Annotated in this window: 18 protein-coding genes; 10 read left to right on the top strand and 8 right to left on the bottom strand. The window is 74.0% G+C overall.

The window, feature by feature from the left end; genetic code table 11:
• Nucleotides 1-16: 16 nt before the first annotated feature.
• On the bottom strand, nt 17-1,207 hold the full coding sequence (locus ACFZB3_RS31720; RefSeq protein ID WP_391381337.1) for an FAD-dependent monooxygenase: 1,191 nt from the start codon (nt 1,205-1,207) through the stop codon (nt 17-19).
• A gap of 183 nt (nt 1,208-1,390) precedes the next feature.
• Between ACFZB3_RS31720 and ACFZB3_RS31715 the strand changes: the two genes are divergently transcribed.
• The 3 genes from ACFZB3_RS31715 to ACFZB3_RS31705 all read left to right on the top strand — a co-directional run bounded on the left by ACFZB3_RS31715 (nt 1,391) and on the right by ACFZB3_RS31705 (nt 3,977).
• Nucleotides 1,391-2,200: a TetR family transcriptional regulator gene (locus tag ACFZB3_RS31715; RefSeq protein ID WP_391381335.1), complete on the top strand. Its 810-nt coding sequence runs from the start codon at nt 1,391-1,393 to the stop codon at nt 2,198-2,200.
• 29 nt (nt 2,201-2,229) lie between these two features.
• The gene (locus tag ACFZB3_RS31710; protein WP_391381332.1) at nt 2,230-3,105 is read left to right on the top strand and encodes a PhzF family phenazine biosynthesis isomerase; all 876 of its coding nucleotides are present in this window, start codon (nt 2,230-2,232) and stop codon (nt 3,103-3,105) included.
• Between the two features lie 263 nt (nt 3,106-3,368).
• Nucleotides 3,369-3,977 carry a TOPRIM nucleotidyl transferase/hydrolase domain-containing protein gene (locus ACFZB3_RS31705; RefSeq protein WP_391381464.1) on the top strand — a complete coding sequence of 203 codons (609 nt, stop codon included), beginning with the start codon at nt 3,369-3,371 and terminating at the stop codon, nt 3,975-3,977.
• 130 nt (nt 3,978-4,107) lie between these two features.
• Here ACFZB3_RS31705 and ACFZB3_RS31700 read toward each other — a convergent pair whose 3' ends face one another.
• Nucleotides 4,108-5,064, bottom strand: a complete 957-nt coding sequence (locus tag ACFZB3_RS31700; protein WP_391381330.1) for a TIGR03620 family F420-dependent LLM class oxidoreductase — start codon at nt 5,062-5,064, stop codon at nt 4,108-4,110.
• Nucleotides 5,065-5,190: 126 nt separating this feature from the next.
• Here ACFZB3_RS31700 and ACFZB3_RS31695 point away from each other — a divergent pair, with 126 nt between their 5' ends.
• Nucleotides 5,191-6,456 carry a right-handed parallel beta-helix repeat-containing protein gene (locus ACFZB3_RS31695; RefSeq protein ID WP_391381328.1) on the top strand — a complete coding sequence of 422 codons (1,266 nt, stop codon included), beginning with the start codon at nt 5,191-5,193 and terminating at the stop codon, nt 6,454-6,456.
• 73 nt (nt 6,457-6,529) lie between these two features.
• Here ACFZB3_RS31695 and ACFZB3_RS31690 read toward each other — a convergent pair whose 3' ends face one another.
• Together ACFZB3_RS31690 and ACFZB3_RS31685 are read right to left on the bottom strand one after the other, a co-directional pair.
• Entirely contained in the window at nt 6,530-9,064 is a 2,535-nt protein-coding gene (locus ACFZB3_RS31690; RefSeq protein ID WP_391381326.1) for a hypothetical protein, read from the bottom strand.
• A gap of 291 nt (nt 9,065-9,355) precedes the next feature.
• Nucleotides 9,356-10,414, bottom strand: coding sequence for a glycosyl hydrolase family 18 protein (locus ACFZB3_RS31685; RefSeq protein WP_391381324.1), 1,059 nt, complete (start codon nt 10,412-10,414; stop codon nt 9,356-9,358).
• A gap of 198 nt (nt 10,415-10,612) precedes the next feature.
• On the opposite strand from ACFZB3_RS31685, the gene ACFZB3_RS31680 reads away from it, so the two are divergent.
• On the top strand, nt 10,613-11,653 hold the full coding sequence (locus ACFZB3_RS31680; RefSeq protein ID WP_391381322.1) for an NlpC/P60 family protein: 1,041 nt from the start codon (nt 10,613-10,615) through the stop codon (nt 11,651-11,653).
• A gap of 6 nt (nt 11,654-11,659) precedes the next feature.
• Here ACFZB3_RS31680 and ACFZB3_RS31675 read toward each other — a convergent pair whose 3' ends face one another.
• Complete coding sequence (locus ACFZB3_RS31675; protein WP_391381461.1) at nt 11,660-12,322, bottom strand: response regulator; 663 nt, start codon at nt 12,320-12,322, stop codon at nt 11,660-11,662.
• Between the two features lie 49 nt (nt 12,323-12,371).
• On the bottom strand, nt 12,372-13,679 hold the full coding sequence (locus ACFZB3_RS31670; protein WP_391381320.1) for a sensor domain-containing protein: 1,308 nt from the start codon (nt 13,677-13,679) through the stop codon (nt 12,372-12,374).
• Nucleotides 13,680-13,868: 189 nt separating this feature from the next.
• Here ACFZB3_RS31670 and ACFZB3_RS31665 point away from each other — a divergent pair, with 189 nt between their 5' ends.
• Genes ACFZB3_RS31665 through ACFZB3_RS31655 form a run of 3 tightly spaced genes read left to right on the top strand, consistent with a single transcriptional unit; the run spans nt 13,869 to nt 17,424 of the window.
• Nucleotides 13,869-14,108, top strand: a complete 240-nt coding sequence (locus ACFZB3_RS31665) for a hypothetical protein (RefSeq protein ID WP_391381318.1) — start codon at nt 13,869-13,871, stop codon at nt 14,106-14,108.
• An 8-nt stretch (nt 14,109-14,116) separates the two neighbouring features.
• Complete coding sequence (locus ACFZB3_RS31660; RefSeq protein ID WP_391381317.1) at nt 14,117-14,866, top strand: ATP-binding cassette domain-containing protein; 750 nt, start codon at nt 14,117-14,119, stop codon at nt 14,864-14,866.
• Between the two features lie 2 nt (nt 14,867-14,868).
• Nucleotides 14,869-17,424, top strand: coding sequence for an FtsX-like permease family protein (locus ACFZB3_RS31655; protein ID WP_391381313.1), 2,556 nt, complete (start codon nt 14,869-14,871; stop codon nt 17,422-17,424).
• Between the two features lie 213 nt (nt 17,425-17,637).
• Here the strand turns inward: ACFZB3_RS31655 and gndA are convergent, their stop codons facing one another.
• Nucleotides 17,638-19,077, bottom strand: coding sequence for an NADP-dependent phosphogluconate dehydrogenase (gene gndA, locus ACFZB3_RS31650; RefSeq protein ID WP_391381309.1), 1,440 nt, complete (start codon nt 19,075-19,077; stop codon nt 17,638-17,640).
• Nucleotides 19,078-19,156: 79 nt separating this feature from the next.
• Nucleotides 19,157-20,122 carry a zinc-binding dehydrogenase gene (locus tag ACFZB3_RS31645; protein ID WP_391381307.1) on the bottom strand — a complete coding sequence of 322 codons (966 nt, stop codon included), beginning with the start codon at nt 20,120-20,122 and terminating at the stop codon, nt 19,157-19,159.
• A gap of 96 nt (nt 20,123-20,218) precedes the next feature.
• Between ACFZB3_RS31645 and ACFZB3_RS31640 the strand changes: the two genes are divergently transcribed.
• Both ACFZB3_RS31640 and ACFZB3_RS31635 read left to right on the top strand, forming a co-directional pair.
• A complete protein-coding gene (locus ACFZB3_RS31640) occupies nt 20,219-20,767 on the top strand; it encodes a MarR family transcriptional regulator (protein WP_391381304.1) in 549 nt (182 codons plus the stop codon).
• A gap of 98 nt (nt 20,768-20,865) precedes the next feature.
• Nucleotides 20,866-21,852 carry a peptidoglycan DD-metalloendopeptidase family protein gene (locus tag ACFZB3_RS31635; protein WP_391381302.1) on the top strand — a complete coding sequence of 329 codons (987 nt, stop codon included), beginning with the start codon at nt 20,866-20,868 and terminating at the stop codon, nt 21,850-21,852.
• The last annotated feature ends 10 nt before the right edge of the window (nt 21,853-21,862 follow it).

Raw genomic sequence — 21,862 nt, 5'->3', positions numbered from 1 at the left:
GGGCGCGCCTGGGCGGTCAGGCGGTCGGACCGGCTCCTGCTCCCGCTCCGGCTCCCGCTCCGGCTACGGCTCCCGCTCCGGCTACGGCTCCGGTGAACATGGCGATCAGGCCGTGCGGGGAGTCGTCGCCGAACATGTGCTCGTGCAGGTCGGCGGCGTCGGCGGCCTCCGCGGCGCTGCGCGCGAACATGGCCTGCTCGTACGCGGTCAGCGCGGCCTCGGTGTCGTCGGGGTGGGCGGCGAGGGCCTTGCCGAGTGCCGCGCCGTCGTACATCGCCAGGTTGGCGCCCTCGCCGTTCGGGATCATGAGGTGGGCCGCGTCGCCGACCAGGGTCACCCCCGGCACCCGGTCCCACCGGTGCTCCGCGGGCAGGGTGTACAGCGGGCGCAGCACCGGGGCGGTGTCGGCGTCGGTGATCAGCGCGGTGAGCTCCGGGGCCCAGCCGTCGAACTCCGCCGCGACGCGGGCGGCGGCGGCCGCGGCCGGCCCGGTGAAGTCGGCTCCGGCGAACCACTCCAGCGACCTGCGCAGCGCGACGTAGGTGTGGAGGGTCCCGCCGGTCTCCCGGTGGGCCTGGATCCCCTTCCCCGGCGCGAGCGCGAACATCGCCCCGCCGCCGACCGCCTTCGCGGCGGCCGGGTGCCGGGTGTCGGCGTCGAAGAGGTAGGCCTCGACGAACGAGGTGCCGGTGTACTCGGGCACGGCGGCGGACAGCAGCGGCCGTACCCGTGACCACGCGCCGTCGGCGCCGACCAGCAGGTCCGTGGCGACGGTGGTGCCGTCGGCGAACGTGACCTCGTGGCGGCCCGCGCCCAGGGCGCGGACTGCGGCCGCCTTGTGGTCCCACCGGACGGTGCCGGCCGGAAGCGATTCGAGCAGGATCCGGCGCAGCTCGCCGCGCAGCACCTCGGGTCGGCCCCCCGTGCCGTCGTCGGCCTCCTCGAAGAGAACGGTGCCGTCGGCGGCGAGCGCCCGGGTCGCCTCCCGGCCGTCCAGGATCAGGGCGCGGAACTCCTCGTACAGGCCTGCCTCCCGGAGCGCCTGCTGGCCGTTGTTCTCGTGGATGTCGAGCATCCCGCCCTGTGCGCGGGCCGCCGGGGAGTCCTCCGCATCGTAGACGGTGGCCGGGATGCCGTGGACGTGCAGGACGCGGGCCAGGGTGAGGCCGCCGAGTCCGGCTCCGATGATCGTGACGGGCGTACGCATGGTGACTCCTCGGGGAGGGCGGGGCCGGCTTCTTGCGGACACGGACACGGACACGGACGCGGGCGCAGACGCGCACGGGACGCGGACATGGACACGACGACGACCCGATGGAATGGAACGAGGTTCCAGTCTGGAACGTCGTTCCATGTTGGAACGGCGCTCCAGCCATGTCAAGATGGCGCCATGGCAACGCGGACACGCCGGTCACAGCGGCGCACGGACGCGCTCTCCCGCGAGCGCATCGTCGAGGCCGCCGTCGAGCTGCTCGACACGGCCGGCGAGAGCGGGCTGACGTTCCGGGCACTGACCGAACGCCTCGCCACCGGGCCCGGGGCGATCTACTGGCACGTGGCGAACAAGGACGAACTGCTCGCCGCAGCCACGGACGCGGTCGTCACCGCCGCCGTGACCGTCGGGTCCGCCGCCGGGGCACCGCAGTCACCCTCGGACAGGTCGGACGGCCCGCACGAATCGGACGGGCCGGGCGAGTCCGGGACCCCGGCCTCGCCGCAGGACGGGATCCGGGTCGTCGCGCTCGGGTTGTTCGACGCGATCGTGCGGCATCCGTGGCTCGCGACACAGCTCGCCACGCAGCTCTCCCGCAGCCCCTGGGGGACCGTCACGCCGCGCATCTTCGAGAGCATCGGTCAGCGGGTCCGCGCCCTCGACGTGCCCGAGAGCAGCTGGTTCACGGTGACCTCGGCGCTGGTGCACTACGTCCTCGGCGCCGCCGGCCAGAACGCCGTGAACGGCGCGATCGGCCGCGCGCTCCCGCCCGGCGTGGACCGCGCCGGGTTCCTCGACAGCGTGTCGACGGCGTGGGAGGAACTCGACCCCGACGAGTTCCCGTTCACCCGGGCCGTCGCGGACCAGGTGCGCGGGCACGACGACCGCGAGCAGTTCCTCGACGGCATCGATCTCGTCCTCGCCGGCATCACCGCCACCCACAACCGGCAGGACGGCCCGGACAGCACCCCCCGCGCCCAGGAATAGCCCTCGCCCCGCCCCACGTTGCCGCGACCATGACGACGAACGCGCCCCAGCCCGAGATCCTGCGCTACACCGCCTTCGCCGGCTCCCCCGAGGGCGGCAACCCCGCCGGCGTCGTGCTGGACGCCACCGGTCTGGACGACGCCGGCATGCTCGCCATCGCCGCCGGACTCGGCTACTCGGAGTCCGCGTTCCTGACCGCACCTCCGGAGGGACTCGGCGGCCAGGCCGGACGGGCGTACACCATCCGCTACTTCAGTCCCAAGGCCGAGGTGCCGTTCTGCGGGCACGCCACCATCGCGACCGCCGTCGCGCTCGCCGAGCGGACCGGCCCCGGAGAGCTGCTGTTCGCCACCCGTGCGGGCACCGTGCCGGTGGCGGTGACCGAGGAGGGCGGGACGCTCCGGGCCACGCTCACCAGCGTCGAGCCGCACACCGAGGAGATCGCCGCCGCCGACCTCGCGGAGGCGCTGGCCGCGCTCGACTGGCCGGCCGCCGATCTCGACCCCGCCTTCCCGCCCCGGATCGCGTTCGCCGGCGCCCGCCATCTGGTGCTCGCGGCGGCGACCCGTGCCCGCCTCGCGGACCTCGCCTACGACTTCGCGCGCCTCGAAGCGCTGATGCACCGCCTGGACCTGACCACCGTGCAGCTGGTGTGGCGCGAGTCGGCCGGCGTGTTCCACGTCCGTGACCCGTTCCCCGTCGGCGGGGTCGTCGAGGACCCGGCGACCGGCGCCGCGGCCGCCGCGTTCGGCGCCTACGTCCGTGAGCTCGGCCTGGTTCCCGAGGACGCCGTCCTCACCCTCCACCAGGGCGAGGACCTGGGCCGCCCCGGCGAACTCACGGTCACCCTGCGCGCGGGCGACCCGCGCGTCCGGGTCGGCGGCACCGGAGCCCGCATCGTCTGAGCCCCCTCCCGGAGGGCGGCGGCGCCCCGGATATTCCGTGGCACCGCCGCCGGACCCGGGCGGAGACTCACCCCATGACGGACACGCCGGACGCGGCGCACGCAGCCGACACCTCCAACCCCGCAGACGCGGCACACCCGACCAACACCCCGCCACCTCTCACGCACGCGCCCCTCCCAGCCGACTCCCCGCCACCCCCCGCACCCGCGCCCCACCCAGCCAACACCCCGCCGCCCCTCACGCACGCGCCCCACACCCCGGGCATGGCCGTCTTCCGGGAAGCCGTCCGTGCCTGGGTCGGCGGTGGTCCCGAGGAGCCCGTGCGGGAACTCGCCGGGCGGCTGGCCGTGCGGGTCGCCGTGCTGCTCGAAGGTCCCAGTGACCTCGCGGCCGTCGACGCGCTGGCCGCCCGGCGCGGCCGGGACCTGGCGGCCGAAGGGGTCTGCGCGCTGCCGATGGGCGGGGCGATGAACGTCGGCCGCTACGCCCGCCTCCTCGGGCCGACCGGCCTCGGCCTGCGCCTGACCGGGCTCTGCGACGAACGCGAACTCCCGTACTACACCCGCGGTCTGGAGCGGGCCGGCGCCGCACCGGACGGCGTCTTCGTCTGCGCGGCGGACCTGGAGGACGAGCTGGTCCGCGCCCTCGGCCCGGCCCGGGTCGCCGAACTCGCCCACGCCGAGGGCGACCACCGCGCGCTGCGCACCTTCCTGAACCAGCCTGCCCAGCAAGGCCGCACCGCGCAGCAGCAGTTCCGCCGTTTCCTCGGTACGACGTCGGGCCGCAAGATCCGTTACGGCCGGGTCCTCGTCGAGGCGGTGGAACCCTGCCGGGTACCCGCACCGCTCGACGCCCTGCTCGCGGCTCTCTGAGCCCGGAGGCTCCGAACCCCCGGGCCCACTGGCCCGGCCCTCCGAACCCCCGGGCCCACTGGCCCGGCCCTCTGAGCCCCCGGGCCCACTGGCCCGGCCCTCTGAGCCCAGGGGCTCCGAACCCCCGGACCTACCGGCTGCCCCCCGGACCTACCGGCCGCCCCCCGGACCTACCGGCCGCCCCTCGCGCCTGCCGGCCGCCCCTCGCGCCTACTGGCCGCCCCCCCGGCCCCGACGCGCCTCCCAGCCCCAACGCCCCCGCCAGCGCCCGGTACCCCGGCAGCGGGTCGGTGCCGGCAGCGTGCAGCAGTTGCACCGCCACGTGGTCGGCGCCCGCGTCCAGATGGGCCCGGAGGCCCGCCGCCACCCGGCCCGCGTCGCCGTGCACGACGAGCGCGTCGAAGAGGCGGTCGCTGCCGCCGTCCGCGAAGTCGGTGTCGTCGAAGCCGAGGCGGCGCAGGTTGCCGACGTAGTTGGTCAGGTCCAGGTAGAAGCCGAGCGTGGCGTCGCCGATCTTGCGGGCCTCGGCGGGGTCGGTCTCCAGGACCACCTTCTGTTCCGGGGCGAGGAGCGGTCCGGTGCCGAGGAGGTCGCGGGCCCGGCGGGTGTGCTCGGGGGTGACGAGGTAGGGGTGCGCGGCGGCCGTACGGTCGCCGGCCAGGCGCAGGACGCGCGGGCCGAGGGCCGCCAGCGCCCGCCGGGCGGGCGGGACGCCGCCCGCGTCGAGGACGTCCAGGTAGTCGTTGAGGGCCTGGTACGGCCGGACGAACTCCTTCGTCGCCTCCGGGTGGCCGGCGCCGATGCCCAGCAGGAAGCGGTCCGGGTGGCGTTCGGCGATGCGCCGGTAGGCGCGGGCGACCCGGTCGGCCGGGTTGGACCAGATGTTGACGATGCCGGTGGCCACCACCAGGCGGTCGGTGGCGTCCAGCAGCCGTTCCGCCTCGGTGAGGTCGGGGTCGGTCACATTGCCGAGCCAGAGGGTGCCGTAGCCCAGGCCCTCCAGCGCGACGGCCAGTTCGGGTGGGGTCCTGTCGTGGCGCCACACACCGATGGCGCCGAGGTCGATCCTGCGTGAGATCTCGTCCATGACCCGGACAACGGAGGGGTCGAATCCCGTATTCCGATCACTGTCGAAATACCTTCCCATGGCGCCCCCTGGCCGAAAGACGTCCCCTTGGGACACACTCATGAACTGCCTTTACATACATGACTATTGACGCACCCACGCCACCCTCCTAACTTCGCAGAGAAAGCGCTTTCCGCAAGGTCCCGCACAGAGCTGTACGGAGACGAACGGAGACGAACGATGCACGTGAGACCAGTCATCGCGGCCGGCGGCCTGCTCGCCGGCACGCTCGTCGCACTGTCCGGCGGCCCCGCCCAGGCCGCGTCCACGGTGCTGTACGTGTCACCGGGCGGCACCGACAGCGCCGCCGGCACCCAGTCCGCGCCGACCACGCTCACCTCGGCGATCAGCCGCATCGCCGCCGGCGGCACGATCTACCTGCGCGGCGGGACGTACGCCTACTCCGCCACGGTGACCGTCCCGGCCGGCGCCAACGGCACTTCCGGCGCGCTCACCACCCTCTCCGCCTACCCGGGCGAGACCCCGGTCCTCGACTTCGCGGCACAGAGCGAGAGTTCGTCGAACCGGGGCATCCAGCTCTACGCCAACTACTGGCACCTGTACGGCCTCACGGTCGAGCACGCCGGCGACAACGGCATCTACGTCGGCGGCAGCAACAACGTCGTCGAGCGGACCGTGACCGCGTACAACCGGGACACGGGGCTCCAGCTCGGCCGGATCTCCTCCAGCACGCCCAGCAGCCAGTGGCCGGCGAACAACCTCGTCGTCAGCTCCGAGTCCCACGACAACGCGGACAGCGACGGCGAGGACGCGGACGGGTTCGCGGCCAAGCTGACCACCGGCACCGGGAACGTCTTCCGGTACGACGTCTCGCACCACAACATCGACGACGGCTGGGACCTCTACACGAAGACCGACACGGGAGCCATCGGGCCGGTCACCATCGAGTACTCGCTCTCCTACGGCAACGGCACGCTGAGCGACGGCAGTCAGAGCGGGGACGGCGACCGCAACGGCTACAAGCTCGGCGGCGACGACATCGCCGTGAACCACGTGGTGCGGCACGACATCGCCTACGGCAACGGCCACCACGGGTTCACCTACAACAGCAACCCCGGCACGATGACCGTCTCGAACAACGTCGGCATCGACAACGCCGAGCGCAACTTCTCCTTCGACAAGGGCACTTCGGTGTTCCGGACCGACACCTCGTGCCGGTTCGCCGTCAGCGGCTCCAACGACAAGACGGTCGGCGACACCGACAGCTCCGACCAGTTCTGGACGGGCACCAACGGCTCCCGGTGCGCCTCCTACTCGGGCTCCCTCGGCTGGTCCTTCGCCTCGTCCGGCAAGCTGAACGTCACCTTCGGGGGGACCGTCGTCAACCCCTAGCGCCTCCGCACACGGTTCGGCCCGGGCATCCACAGGGTGTGGACGCCCGGGCCGAACCGGCGGTGGGCGGGGCTCAGTTCCGTACCGTCAGGTACAGCCAGCCGCCCCAGGTGTCCGCGTTGCTCGTGTCCTTGGCGCTGTGGACGTACTCCGTCCGCACCCGGAACCGCTGGTTCACCGCGTGGGTGAGGGACAGGTGGGTCACGCCGGTGCTGCCCGGGGCCATCGAGAAGCAGGACGACGTGCCGATGGTGTGCCAGGCGCCGCTGTAGTACTCCTGGGCCTGGAACTTCATGCACTGCCCGGACTTGTCCGGCGTCACCGTGCCCACCACCTGCGGCTGCACGGTGTGGTGGTAGACGCGGTAGGTGACCCCGCCGTAGGTGGTGCTGGTGTAGTAGCTGCCCAGCTTCTCCGCGATCTTCACCTGGGTGGCTGCGGAGTGGGTGGCCGTGGCGGGGGCGTAGCGGTAGTCGCCCGCGAAGGATGCCGTGTAGACGGTGTTGCGGGTGGGCTTGTACGTCGTCTTCAGGTTGCCCTTGCTGTCCACCGTGCCGGTCTTCAGCAGCGTCTTCTTGCCGCCGGCGGGCGTGGCGTAGACCGAGACCGTACGGCCGTTGTACGTGGTGCCCAGGTGGGCGGTGACGGTGGCCGTCGCGTCGTAGGCGTACGTCGCCTTGTCCGTGGTGACCGTGACCGTCGACCTGGCGCGGGACACCTGGACGAGCGCCGAGGCGGTGGCCGCCCGGTGGGCCGCGTCGCCCGGGTAGCTCACGGTGTAGGTGTTCGCGCCGCCGACGGCCGGGGTGTCCTCGACCGTGACGGAGCCGTCGGCCGCGACGGGTGCGGTCCAGGTCGCCGGGGCCGTGGTGTGGGCCGCGTCGGTGCGGCTGACGGTGACCGTCTCGCCGGCGGGGTAGGGCCCGTCGCCGAGCTTGCCGGTGAAGGAGAGGGCCGCGGCGCGGGTGGCGGTGGCGGGGGCCTTCAGGGTGAGCGCCGGGGAGTAGGCGGAGACCGTCAGGCTCGCGTCGTCGGCGCTCGGCTCGTGGGTGACGTCACCCGCGTAGGAGAGGCGGTAGGTGAACCACCCGGCGGCCTCCGGCGCGTCGGTCACCGTGAACCCGTGGGTGACCGGGTCGACGGTCACCGAGGGGAGCTGGACGGTCTCCTGGGTGTCCTCGTCGATCCGGGACACGTCGATCGTGGTGCCCTGCGGGAAGCTGCCGAAGCCCAGTTCGGGGGTGAGCGTGCCCTTGATGACGACCGAGTGCGGGTTCGCCGAGTCGATCTCCGTGGCGGCGACGGTCGTGGACAGCCGTGCCACGTACACCTTCAGCTCCGCCGTCGCGGGACGGTGGGTGGCGTCTCCGGCGTACGACACCTGGTACGTGTACGTGCCCGCGTCCGCCCGGGTGTCGCTGACCGCGAACGTGCCGTCGGCGCCGACCGTGGTGTCGGGCAGGGGCTCGCCGTCGCGGGTCACCTGGAGGGCGGCGCCGGCCGGGAGGAAGCCCCTGGTGGCGAGGGCGCCGGTGAAGGTGAACCGCTGGGTGGGGACCGCGTACTGGGGCGGGTCCAGGGTGAGGGTGGTGTCGCTGAGCTTCGCGGCGCCGAGGACGTCGAGGGTGTAGGCGCCGGCGGAGTCCTCGGTGACGGCGTAGAGGGTGGTGCCGTCGCCGGCCCACGTCAGGCCGTCCGGGGCGACGGTGGTGCCGGAGGGGAGGGTGACGTGGTTCTCCGTCAGGGTGGAGCCCGCGTAGAGGTAGAGGCCCGCGGTGCTGGCCGAGGCGATCGTGCCGTCGGTGTCGATCGCGAGGGAGGCCGGGCCCACGGCGCCCGTGTAGTACGGGGCGGGGTTGGCACGCATCAGGTCGGAGGTGCGGTAGACCTCCAGCGCGGGCTGCTGGACGGCGGCGAGCAGGACCGTGGCGCCGTCGCCGGTGACCCGGAACCCGGTCGCGGTGCCGCCGAAGACGTCCGTGTCGGCCTTGGCGGTCGCGGTGCCGGTGGAGACGTCGAAGGTCGCCACATGGCTGAGGTTCTGCAGCGGCTCCTCGGCGGCGAGCACGCCGCCGCCGGCCGCCAGCAGCGGCGGGACCGACCAGTGGGACAGCGCGGGCGTGGACACCGTGCCGGACGCGTCGACGGAGCCGATCGCGCCCTTGCCGTCGGCCGTCTCGTAGCCGTACCAGACCTTGCCGCCCGCCACCGCGACGGAGACGGGCGCGCTGCCGGTGCCGGTCGCGTAGCGGGCGGACTCGGTGAGCGTCGCGGTGTCGACGGCGGCGACCGCGTCTCCGTCGGCGAGGGCCGCGTAGAGGGTCGAGCCGTCGGCGGAGAGCGCGAGGCCGGTGGCGCCCTGCTCGTCCGTGATGGTGGTGACCGGGGTGCCGGACAGGTCGGTCACCAGGATGCCGGTCGAGCCGGCGCCCTGGCTGAAGAAGAGGTGCTGGTGGGCGGGGTCGGCCACCATGTGCGCGTAGTGCGACAGCGGCAGCGGCGCCGTGCCGTCGGCCCAGGCGGCGGGGCCGGTGAGGCCGACGGTGGCGGTGGTCAGCCCGGCGACGACGGATATCGCCGCCGAGAGCGAGACCTGCTTGAGGCGCATGGAGCTCCGGGGAACGGGATGATCGGAATGTGGGGTGGCTGTCCGGACGATAACCGGCCCCGGTGGCCGGATCGTTGTCCGAGAACCTGATCTTCGCCATGTTCGGGCAAAGACTCCGGCCCGCGCCGGCCGACGGGTGCCCCGCGCCACCCGAAGGGGCGCGGGGGGCACCCCCGGCCGAAGGCCGGGGGAGGAACTGCGCGACCAGCCGCGACGGCGCCGCAGACGGCTGACGGCAGACGGCTGACGGCAGACGGCAGACGGCGGGTCGCGGCACTTCCGGCGGAGCGGTTACCGGCGCGGGCCGCCGAAGCGGGCGAAGGTGTGGCTGAAGTACCAGGGGTCCTGGGCTATGCCGGAGCAGGCGTTGGCGCCGCCGGTGCCGACGCAGTTGCCGTTGTCGCGCTGGAGGGCCCAGAAGGAGAGGGTGTCGATGCCCTGGGCGGCGGCCCAGCGCTCGACCGTCGCGGCGTTCTGGGTGGTGAAGGTCTCCGCCGGGCCGAAGTCGTCGATGCCGGGCATCTCGGTGACGCCGATCCTGCCCCACAGGTCCTTGCCGCTCTTGTGCGGGTAGAGGGCGTGGAGTTGGGCGTGCAGGCCGTCGGCGGCGGTCTTCGTGTCGGCGGCCATGTCGTGGGCGGCGCCGTCGTAGTAGTCGAAGGTCATGATGTTGACGACGTCCACGCGCGCGTGGTTGGCGACGGCGTTCTGCAGGACGGCCAGCCCGCTGTCCGCCAGGCCCTTGGTGGTCGTCGGCAGGGTGTAGGAGAACTGGAGCGGCCGGCCGGTGCGTTCGGCCCAGTGCTCGGCCTTGGCGATCGCCTTGTTGCGGCGGTCGATTCCGGCCGCGTTGGCGAGCGAGTCCGCCTCGATGTCGAGGTCGATGCGGCTGATGCCGTACGTCGTGACGAGCTTCTCGTAGACGCCGGCGATCGCGTCCACGTCGGTGCAGCTGTCGGCGAGTTCGGTGCCGGTGGTGTCGGCGGCGTAGCCACCGAAGGAGGGGATGGCGTTGCCGCCGCGGGCCTGCAGGGCGGCGATGTCGGTGCCGAAGGTCGCCGGGTCGACGGGCTGGGTGGCGTCGCCGTTCCAGTCGGCGGTGCAGGAACCCGCGGCGGGCGTCTGGAGGAAGGCGAAGGTGAGGTACTTGTTGCCGGACTCGGCGGCGAGCGCGGCGGGGCTCTCGCCGGTCCAGGCCTCGAAGTAGGGGGCCGCGACGTGGGCGGGCATGGGCTTCACGTGGTGCGCGGCGGCGTGCGGATCGGCGTGCGCGGCGCCTGCCCCGAGGGCAACGAGCGCGGCGGACAGGGCGGTTGCGGGCAGGGCGTGCAGGGCACGAGTGCGTCTCATGGACGCCCATATTTGGACTAGACCAATTGACTGTCAAGGTTCTTTACAACCAGCAGACCTTTCCGTTCGATGTGCCGTCAGGAGACGGTCACCTCCGGCCAGTTCCAGCCAAGAATTTTCATGCGAAGATTTGAACTGACCATAAGAGAGTCATTAGGGTCTGTTGCCCGAACCTCTGCTCGGAAGGAGCTCGCCTCCGTGGCGTCCCACCGTCGTGCCAAGCAGCCGGGCCGTGCCCGCGTCACCGTGCTCACCTCCGCCGCCGCTGCGGCCGTTGCCCTGAGCGCACAGGCGGCCAACGCCGCGCCCAGCGAGAAGCCGAGCAAGAGCGAGGTCAAGTCCCGGGTCGACAAGCTGTACGAGGAGGCCGAGCAGGCCACCGAGAAGTTCAACGGGGCCAAGGAGAAGCAGGACAAGCTCCAGAAGCAGATATCCGCGCTGCAGGAGTCGGTCGCGCGCGGCCAGGACGAGCTGAACGACCTCCGCGACGGCATCGGCTCCATGGCCACCGCCCAGTACCGCAGCGGCGGCCTCGACCCGTCCCTCCAGCTGTTCCTCTCCTCCGACCCGGACAGCTACCTGGACAAGGCGTCCACCCTCGACCAGCTGAGCAGTCAGCAGGTCGAGACGCTGAAGAAGATCCAGGCCAAGCAGCGCGAACTGGCCCAGGAGCGGGCCGAGGCCACCGGCAAGCTCAAGGACCTGGCCGCCACCCGCACCGAACTCGGCAAGAAGAAGAAGGAGGTCCAGGCCAAGCTCGCCGAGGCGCAGAAGCTGCTCAACAGCCTGACCGCCGCCGAGAAGGCCGCCCTCACCGCCGAGCAGGAGCGGGCCAGCCGCTCCTCCAGCGAGCGGGTGGACCTCGGCAACGACACCTCCGCGACCGGCAGGGCGGCCGCCGCCTTCGCCGCCGCCAAGACCAAGCTGGGCACCCCGTACGTCTACGGCGCCACCGGCCCGTCCTCCTTCGACTGCTCGGGCCTGACCTCCTGGGCCTACGCGCAGGCCGGCGTCTCCATCCCGCGTACCTCCGAGTCCCAGTCGACGATCGGCACCAGGATCTACTCGACGTCCGACCTCCAGGTCGGCGACCTGGTCTTCTTCTTCAACGACCTGCACCACGTGGGCCTGTACGCGGGCAACGGCCAGATCCTGCACGCCCCGCGCACCGGCACGGTCGTCCGCTACGAGTCGATGTCCACCATCGGCGGGCCGTTCATGTTCGGCGTCCGCGTCTGAGGTGCGTCAACGGGATCTGCCCCGGGCGTCCTCCAGGTAGTGCAGGACCGCCGCCACCCGGCGGTCCACCCGGTCGGCCGGGGACAGGTCGAGCTTGGCGAAGATGGACCGGATGTGCTTGTGGACGGCGCCGTCGGTGACGACGAGCCGTTCGGCGATCGCCGAGTTGCCGAGGCCCTCCGCCATCAGCGCCAGCACGTCGTGCTCGCGCGGGCTGAGCCGTTCCAGGCGGGTGTCCTGGCGGGACCGGGTGAAGAGCTGGGCGACGACCTCGGGGTCGATCGCGGTGCCGCCGCACGCCACCCGCCGCAGGGCGTCCAGGAACTCCTCGACGCGGCCCACCCGTTCCTTCAGCAGGTAGCCGAGCCCGCCCACCCCGCCGGTGAGCAGCCGGGTGGCGAAGCTCTGCTCGACGTACGCCGACAGGACGAGGACGGCGAGACCGGGGTGGCGGCGCCTGGCCTCCACGGCCGCGCGGATGCCTTCGTCGGTGTGCGTGGGCGGCATTCGGACGTCGAGGATGGCGACGTCCGGCGCGTGCGCCTCGACGGCGTCCAGCGCCTCCTGCGCGGTACCGGCGGTGGCGGCCACGTCCATCGATTCGGCCCGCAGCAGCAGGGCCAGTCCCTCGCGGAGCAGCGGGTCGTCCTCGGCGATCACGATCCGCAGGGACCGGCGTTCTCCGTCGGGTACTTCCGCGGCGCCGGGCGCCGGTGTCTCACGATCCACTGGGCAGGTCCACTTCCAGGGTTGTCGGGCCGCCGGGCGGGCTGGCCAGGCGGAGGGTGCCGTCGAGGGCCGCGACCCGGCGGCGGATGCCGGTGAGTCCGGAGCCGCCGGCCTCCTCGGCGCCGCCCCGGCCGTCGTCGGCGACGGCCAGGCGCAGCCGCCCGCCCCGGGCCCGGACGGTCACGGTGACCGACCGGGCGCCACTGTGCCTGGCGACGTTGGTCAGGGCCTCGGCCACGACGAAGTAGGCGGTCGCCTCGGTGGCGGCGGCACAGCGTTCGGGTGCGTCCACGTCGATCCGGCAGGGCACCGGGCAGTCGGCGGCGAGACCGGACAGCGCCCCCGCGAGCCCCCTGTCGTCCAGGACCGGCGGCAGGATGCTCCGCGAGACCGTCCGCAGTTCGGCCAGCGCCTGTTCGGCGGCGGACTGGGCGCGCTCCAGGATCTCGTCGGCACGCGACGGGTCCCGCGCCACCTGACGGCGGGCGGCGCCGAGCAGCACGGTGACCGAGACCAGCCGGTTCTGCGTGCCGTCGTGCAACGCCCGCTCGATGCGCCGCAGTTCGGTGGCGTGGGCGTCGAGGGCGGCGGCCCGGGTGGCGGTCAGCTCCGCGACCCGCAGGGAGAGGTCCTGGCCGGGTCCGGCGGCGAGCAGCCGCCGTCCTGGCTCCGCCTGGAGCCGTGCCATGCCGGGGCCCAGGCCCAGGATGACGGCGGCCGACCCGATCCCGAACGCGCAGACGGCGAAGGCGGCCGGCCAGGAGTGCGCGACGCCGTAGCCGAAGGAGGTGGCGGTCGTGTCCCCGGGCAGGAACCGCCAGTACAGCGGGAACGCCGTGTCCCGTACGGCGGACAGCGGCAGCAGGACCCCTGCCAGGCCCAGCAGCAGGCCGGCCGTGCCGTGCCGGGCCAGCCAGCGCAGTTCCCGCCGGGTGGCGGGGTCGGCGAGGGCGAGCCGCAGCCGGGCCGGCGGGGCCGGCTCCGGCGCGACGACCTCGGGGCCGCGCCGGCCGAGCCGTTCGCGTTCCCGGCCGGCCAGGGCGTGCAGCGCGCGCAGCAGCGGAGTCGCCAGGAGCAGTCCGGCGCCCAGGGGTGCGGTCACCGCGGCGGCCGCGAGCAGCAGGAGCAGGGCCAGTGCCAGGGCGGCCGTACCGAGGCCGCCGACAAGTTCCGCGAGCGCCCCGCCCGCGGCCCGCACCGTCCGCCCGGCGACGGCTGTCGGCCCCTCACGCCCGAACTCGCCCCCGCCCTCGCCGTCCGCGTCCGCGCGGTCCGGCCGGGTGCCGGTGACAGCCATCCGCGGCCCCTCCTCTCGACACCGACGACCCTAGGGCGTACGGCAGTTCGCCGAGCCCCGCAGCCACGGAAAGTACAGCCTGCTGTACCTGCGATCCGGCAGCACACGGGATCGGCCGACGGGGGCCGCGGTCCGTAGCGTCGGGGCCCGTACCCACCCAGGACGTCCGCCCCCAGCAGGAGGTTTCCCGTGGCCCACCCCGACCCGTACCGCCTCACCGGCACACCGCCCGCCGACCAGCGGGGCGGGCCGGCCGACGGCGTGGACCTCACCCGCGCCCTGCTCTGGTCCCTGCTCGTCCTGAGCGCGGCCGCCAACATGGCGACCTCGTACGGCGGTACCGACCCGTGGATCAACGTGGCCTGCGGCGTGGTGACCCTGCTCAGCGCGGGCACCCTGGTCGTGCGCCGGCTGCGCGGCCGCCGGTGAACGCGCCCGTGAACGCGCCCGTGGCGGACACCGCCCGCCGGGCTCCGGCCATCGCACTGGCGGGCGTCGGCAAGACGTACCCGGGCGAGGTACGGGCCCTGGACGACGTGTCGCTCACCGTGGAGCACGGCACCTTCCTCGCCGTGATGGGCCCCTCCGGCTCCGGCAAGAGCACGCTGATGCACTGCGCGGCGGGCCTGGACGCGCCGACGACGGGCAGCGTCCGCATCGACGGCCGGGAGATCGCCGGGCTGAACGAGACCAGGCGCACCGAACTGCGCCGGGAGCGCGTCGGTTTCGTCTTCCAGGCCTACAACCTGATCCCGTCCCTCTCCGTCGAGGACAACGTCACGCTGCCGTTGCGGCTGGCCGGCCGCCGCCCCGACCGGGACTGGATCCGCACCCTGGTCGAACGCGTGGGGCTGGCCGGCCGGCTCCACCACCGCCCCGCCGAGCTCTCCGGCGGCCAGCAGCAGCGTGCCGCGCTGGTAAGGGCGTTGGCCGCGCGCCCGGCGGTGGTGTTCGCCGACGAGCCGACCGGAGCGCTCGACCTGCGCAGTGCCCACCAGGTCCTCGACCTGCTCCGGGAGCTCGTCGACGACCTCGGCCAGACGGTCGTGATGGTCACCCACGACCCGGCCGCCGCGGCCCGTGCGCACACCGCACTGGTGATGGCCGACGGCCGGGTGGTCGAAGCCCTGCACCACCCGGAGGCGAGCCGACTGGCCGCCGGACTCGCCGCACTGGGAGACCGCTAGCCATGTTCCGCTTCGCCCTGTTCCGCTTCGCCCTGCGGATGGCCGCACACCGGATCGCCTCGCTGCTGGCCGTGGCCTGCGCGGTCCTGGGCGCCGCCGCACTGATCACCGCGACCGGGGTGCTGGCCGAGTCCGGGCTCCGCTCCCAGCTGCCCCCGGGCCGCCTCGGCGGCGCGGATGTCGTGGTGGCCGCGGACCAGGAGTACCGCGTCTCCGGCGACCTGCCGATCGCCCTCCCCGAACGGGCCACCGTCCCGGCCGGTCTCACCGCCCGCCTGGCGAGGCTGCCCGGTGTCACGCTCGCGGTCGGCGACCTCGGTTTCCCGGCCGCCGTGACGGACCCGCGGGGCCGTCTGCTCCCGCCGGCCGACGGCCAGGATCCGGCGGCGGCCGGGCACGGCTGGTCCTCGACGAAACTGCTCGCCGGCGCCCGCGTCGAGGGCCGGGCCCCGGCGGCCCCGGCGGAGGTCGCCGTGGCCGCGACGACCGGCCTGTCCGTCGGCGACCGGGTCCGCGTCACCGCGAACGGCCGCGCGGCCACCGCCTACCGCGTCTCGGCCCTGGTCCACGCCCCGGACGCGGGCGTCTACTTCACGGACCGCAGGGCGGCGGAACTGGCGGCCCGCGACAGCACGAAGACGGGCGCTGCGCGCACCCGCACCGTCGATCTCATAGGCCTCCGCACCCGGCCCGGCGCCACCGGCCAGGTCGCCTCGGCGGTGCGCGCGGCGGTCGCCGGGACCGGTCTGCAGGTCCTCACCGGCGCCGACCGGGGTACGGCGGTGGCTCCCGGCGCAGGCTCCGCCCGCTCCCTCCTCGTCCTCCTCTCCAGCTCCCTCGCCGGGATCGTCCTGCTGGTCACCGGGTTCGTGACGACCGGCGCGCTGGGCGTGGCGATCGCCGGGCAGCGCCGCGACCTGGCGTTGCTGCGGGCCGTCGGCGCGACCCCGCGGCAGATCCGGCGACTGGCGGCGGCCCAGTCGACGGCCGTGGCCGTCGTCGCCCTGGTACCGGGCGTCGCCCTCGGCTATCTGCTGGCCGACCGCTTCCGCACCCTGCTGGTCCACCGGGATGTCCTCCCCGACCAACTCCCCCTCACCCGCAGCCCGTTCCCGGCCCTGGTCACCGTCGTGCTCCTCCTCGCGGCGGTCCGCCTCTCGGCCCGCTGCGCGGCCTGGCGCACGTCGAGGATGCCGGCCACCGAGGCGGTCGCCGAGTCCCGCAGCGAGCCCCGCACCCCCTCCCGGCCCCGCACGGTCGCGGGCCTGCTCCTGATCGCCGCCTCCGGCGCCCTCTCCGTCACCCCGCTCCTGCAACGCACCGTGATCGGCGCTTCCGGCACCTCCGTCGCGGGCATGGTCGCGGCGATCGGCCTGGCCCTGGCCGGCCCCGCGCTGGTCCGGGCGGCGGGGGAGGCGGTCGTACGACGGCTGCGCCCCGGGGTGTCCGCGCCGACCTGGCTGGCCATGTCCAACGTCCGGGCGTACGCGCAACGCGTCACCGGAGTGGTCAGCCCGCTCGCCATGGCGGTGGTGTTCGTGCTGACGTACACGCTCACGCAGACCACCGTGCTGGCGGCGACCGCGGACGACACCCGCACCGGGACGCTGGGCCAGTACCGGCTGAGCGCGGCGGCCCTCGGCGGGCTGCCGGCCGACACGCTCGCCGAGGTCCGGCGGCAGCCGGGGGTACGGGCGGTGGCCCCCGTCGGCACCACCACCGTCGTCTGGCCGTACCGCATGTTCGGCGACACCGAGACCGAGTCCGCCGCCGCGCTGATCCTCACCCCCGCCGCGCGGGACGTCCTCGACCTCGGCGTGACCCGGGGCGGCCTCACCGGACTGACCGGTGCCACGGTCGCCGTCAGCAGTGAGGTCGCGGGGCCGCGCGACGCCGGACTCGGCGCCCGCGTCAAGCTGTTCCTCGGCGACGGCGCGCCCGTCGAGGCGACGGTGGTGGCCGTCTACGACCGCGGGCTCGGCTTCGGCCCGGTCGTGCTCTCCCACGACCTGGCCGCCGGACACACCACGTCCGGGCTCGACCAGAGCGTCCTCGTCCGCACCGACGGCACGGCCACCGCCGAACGCGGGCTCGCCGCACTGGCCGCCGCCCGCCCCGGCCTCGCGCTGTCGGACGCGTCCCCCCGGGCGGGCGCGGACACCCCGCCCGAGGTGTGGGTGAACCTCGCCGTCATCGTCGTCCTGCTCGGCTACCTGCTGCTCAGCATCGCCAACCGCCTGGTCGCGGCAACCGCCCAGCGCCGCACGGAGATCGCGGCGCTGCGGCTGGTCGGTACGACGCCGAAGCAGATCCTCGCGATGATGCGCCGGGAGGCCGGGGTGATCGCGGCTGCGGCACTCGTCTCGGGGGTTGCGCTGTCCGCGGTGCCGCTGGCGCTGCTGGGCGAGGGCTTCCTGTCCCGGCCCTGGCCGGCGGGGCCGGTGTGGCTGCTGCCGGCGGCGGCGGTGACGGTGGTGGTGACGGCGTACGTCACCATCGAGCTGCCGACGCGGAAGGCTCTGCGGGTGCCGCCGGCCGAGGCGGTCAGAGCCCCGTAAGGGGCGCGGGGAACTGCGCGATCAGCCACGACGATGTCGCAGACCGCCGACGGCATTTCGCGGCACTCTCGGCACGGGTGTCGGAGCGTCGTCCGCTGCGGGCCCGTCGTGGCCTGTCGCGCAGTTCCCCGCGCCCCTTATGGGGCGCGTTGTCGGCTGCCGGTTCGTCGTGGCTTGTCGCGCAGTTCCCCGCGCCCCTTACGGGGCGCTTGGTCAGCCCTCTGTTTCCAGGCGGGACTCTGTTGCCCAGTGGGTGTGGAAGGCGCCGGGGCGGTCTACGCGGGCGTAGGTGTGCGCGCCGAAGTAGTCGCGCTGGCCCTGGAGGAGGGCCGCGGGGAGCCGGGAGGCGCGGAGGGTGTCGTAGTGGGAGAGGGCCGCCGAGAAGGCGGGGACCGGGATGCCCCGGCGGGCCGCGGACGCGACCGTCTCCCGCCACGGGACCTGCGCGTCGGCGATCTCCTTCGCGAACTCCTCCTCGGCCAGCAGGCTGACGAGGTCCGGGTCGGCCCGGTAGGCCGCGCGGATCCGGTCCAGGAAGGACGCCCGGATGATGCAGCCACCGCGCCAGATGCGGGCCACCGCGCCGAGGTCGATCTTCCAGCCGTACTCGGCGGCCGCGTCCTGGATCATCGTCCAGCCCTGGTCGTAGGCGATGACCTTCGAGGCGTACAGGGCGTGTTCGACGCGGGAGGCGAAGCGGTCGGCCTCGGTGGCGCTGAGGGGTGGGGTCGTGCCGCCGGGCAGGCCGGCGTAGGCGGCGCGCAGCGCGCCGCGGCCGGAGGCGGCGCGGGCGAAGGTGGCCTGGGCGATCGCGGTGACCGGGGAGGCCAGGTCCAGCGCGGTCTGCACGGTCCAGCGCCCGGTGCCCTTCTGCCCGGCCGCGTCGGCGACGACGTCGACGAAGGGCGCGCCGGTGGCCGCGTCGACGTGGGCGAGGACGTCGGCGGTGATCTCGATGAGGTAGGAGCCGAGGCGGCCGCCGTTCCACTCCCGGAAGATGTCGGCGATCTCGGCCGGCGCGTACCCGCCGACCTGGCGCAGCAGGTCGTAGGCCTCGGCGATGAGCTGCATGTCGGCGTACTCGATGCCGTTGTGGACCATCTTCACGAAGTGCCCGGCGCCGTCCGCGCCGACGTGCGTGGCGCACGGCTCGCCGCCCACCTTGGCGCTGATGTCCTCGAACATCGGCCCGAGCACGGAGTACGACTCCGCGGACCCGCCCGGCATGATCGACGGCCCGTGCAGCGCGCCCTCCTCGCCGCCGGAGACGCCCACACCCACGAAGTGCAGGCCCTTCTCGCGCAGCGCGGCCTCGCGGCGGCGGGTGTCGGCGAAGTGGGCGTTGCCGCCGTCGATGACGATGTCACCGGGTTCGAGGAGGGGGACGAACTCGTCGATGACGGCGTCGGTGGCGGCGCCCGCCTGGACCATGATCATGAGGCGGCGGGGGCGTTCGAGCGCGGCGACGAACTCGGCCGCGGTCTCGGCACCGACGAAGTCGCCCTCGCTGCCGTACTCCTCGATCAGCGCGCGGGTGCGGGCCGGGGTGCGGTTGTGGACGGCGACCGGGTAGCCGTGCCGGGCGAAGTTCCGGGCCAGGTTGCGGCCCATCACGCCGAGGCCGGTCACGCCGATGGCTGCGGATGCGTTCACGGGGGGACTCCGTTCTGCGGACGCGTGCTGTGCCCGGAGGTACGGGTGGACGGCGGGCGGGCGTTCAGTTCCGGGACGATCACCTGGGAGATGTGGTGAAGACCAGGCGCCGGCCGGGCTCGGCGGGGGCGGTCCAGGCCTCCTCGACGTCGGCGAGCGGCACCTCCCGCGCGTCGGCCGTGAGGGTGCCCCGGGTCAGTTCCGTCATCAGGGACGGCAGTTCGGCGACGATGCCGCGGGCGGTGACCGAGCCCTGGCCGCTGCCCATGAGCCGCAGGTTCGCCGCGCGCAGCACGGCCGAGGGCAGGGTGATCTCCGGGCCGGCCGTGGCGCCGATCTGGATCCAGTCCAGCGGGGCGCTGCGGTCGGTACGGCGGGTGAGGACGGCCGGGAGGGCGCGCTCGGTGGGTGTACCCCAGGTGTAGTCGAGGACGACGTCGACGTCCGCGGCGGCCTCGCCGAGCCGGGCGTCGGCCCGGTCCGGGTCGCCGGCCAGCGGGACCACGTCGGTGGCGCCGAGTCCGCCGAGCAGTGCCAGGCGTTCGGGGTCGCGGCCGGCGGCCACGACCCGGTCGGCGCCGAGGTGCCGGGCGACCTGTACGGCCATCCGGCCGGCGTTGCCGGTGGCGCCGAGGATCAGGATGCCCTGGCCGGGCTGGAAGGTGATCCGGCGGCGCAGCGCCACCCAGGACGACATGGCGGGGTTCATGGCCGCGGCGACGGTCACCGGGTCGGCGCCGGCGGGCAGCGGGACCGCCCGGCGCGGGTCGAGGACCGTCCGCTCGGCCATGGTGCCCGGGTCCCCGTCGTCGGCGACGAAGTACACGACCTGCCCGTCGGGCAGCCGGCCCACGCCGTCGACGCCGGGGATCAGGGGGAGGCGGCCGTCGCTGGTGTAGTGGGTGCCCGCGGCCCCGGAGCGGACCCGGGGGTGCAGACCGGCGGCGATCATCTCCACCGGCAGCCTGCCCGCACCCGGCTCGGGGGCGGGGAACTCCTCGAAGTGCGGCGGGCGGTCGAACGAACGGACCACGGCAGCGTGCATGACTCCTCCTTGGTTTGTGGCACCAATTAAATTAGTTGGCACCACGTACCAAGTCAAGTAGTTGGGGGCGCGTACTAACGCCCGTAGGATGGGACCATGCAGAACAAGCCAACCGCCGGGCCGCCGGGCGCGGACAGCGAATACGTCGAATACGCCGAAGGCAACGAAGGCAACGAAGGCAACGAAGGCAACGAAGGCAACGAAGGCAACGAGAGCATCGAGGGCGTCGAGGACCTGGGGCTCGTGGACGGCCTCGCCCAGCTGTCGTTCCTGGTGCAGGGCGCGCTCGGGAAGGTCGCGGCGGAGCACGGGCTGTCGGTCGTCCAGCTGCGGCTGCTCGGCGTGCTGCGCGACCGCACGCCCGGCATGCAGGAACTCGCCCAGCACCTGGGCCTGGACAAGTCCAGCATGACCGGCCTCGTCGACCGCGCGGAGCGCCGGGACCTGGTCCGCCGCACCCCGGCACCGCACGACCGGCGCAGCTTCCTGGTGTCGATCACCCCGCAGGGGCGGGAACTGGCCCGGCAGTGCGAGGCCCTCGCCGACCGGCAGCTCCGGGGCCTCGCGGCCCACCTCACCGACGCCCAGCGCGCCCGGCTCTCGCTGCTCGCGAGCGCGGTCGTGAGCCACCACAGCCGGCTCTGAGCCGGGCCGATCATCCGAATCATCCGAACAGGCGAAAGTGGCGGCGCCGGGGCGCGTGGGGCCGCCTCCGGGCGGGCCGGTCGTCAGAGGATCCGAAGATGCGAACGGATGATCTACGGCTGCTCACCGCCGCGCTGGTGCTCCTCCTGACCGGCGCGTTCCTCACCACGCCCGCCAAGGCCGACCAGCGCCCGGCCCACTGCGCCTTCGGCCCGCGCAGCGCCCCGCCCGCCACCGCTCACAGGAACGGCACCGACCGCGCCGACGGTGGCCACCGCACCCGTCACGCCGATCACGCCGATCGCACCGCCCGCTGGACCGCGCCCACCGTCCGGTACCGGCTCTCCGCGCGCTACGCCGCCAAGGGCCGCCTGTGGAAACACCGGCACACCGGCCAGGACTTCGCCGTCGACGCCGGTACGCCCGTGTACGCCGTCGGCCCCGGTCGCGTCGTCTCCGCGACCTGCGGCGACGCCTTCGGCAACCAGGTCGTGATACGCCATCCCGACGGCTACTACACCCAGTACGCCCATCTGTCCGTCATCAACGTCCGCTGCGGCCAGCGCGTCTCGACGGGCCAGCGGATCGGCGCCGCCGGCTCCACCGGCAACGCGGACGGCCCCCACCTCCACTTCGAGGTCCGCACCACCCGGCACCTGGGCTCCGAGGTCCCGCCGCTGCCGTGGCTGCGGCACCACGGCGTGAGCGTGCCCGCAACGCCGTCCCCGAGCACCCCGGCCGCCCCGCCCGTCCCGGTCGATTCGGCCACTCCGGCGGCTCCGTCGACGAGTCCGGCGCCGTCGGCCTCCGTCAGGCCGTCCGCGCAGCCGAGGAACGCCCCGCCGGGGCAGCGCCGGCCGGGACACGGGCGGCCGGGACACGGGCGGCCGGGACACGGGCGGCCGGCGAAACCGCACAGGATCCCGAAGCCGTACGGAACCCCGGCCCCGCAGGCGGCACCGACGCGCCTGGGACCCCCGGTGCGGCAGTGGATCCCGACCGCGATGTGGGATCCGGCGGCACTGTGGAACCCGACGGCCCGACAGCACCCGCCCGCACTGCGGATCCCGGTGGTGGGGCCGTAGCACGCCGCGA

The sequence above is a fragment of the Streptomyces sp. NPDC008092 genome, assembly GCF_042957285.1.
Lineage (GTDB): Bacteria > Actinomycetota > Actinomycetes > Streptomycetales > Streptomycetaceae > Streptomyces.
The sequence above is the reverse complement of the archived record's forward strand: the minus strand, read 5'-3'. Positions and strand labels throughout refer to the sequence as shown.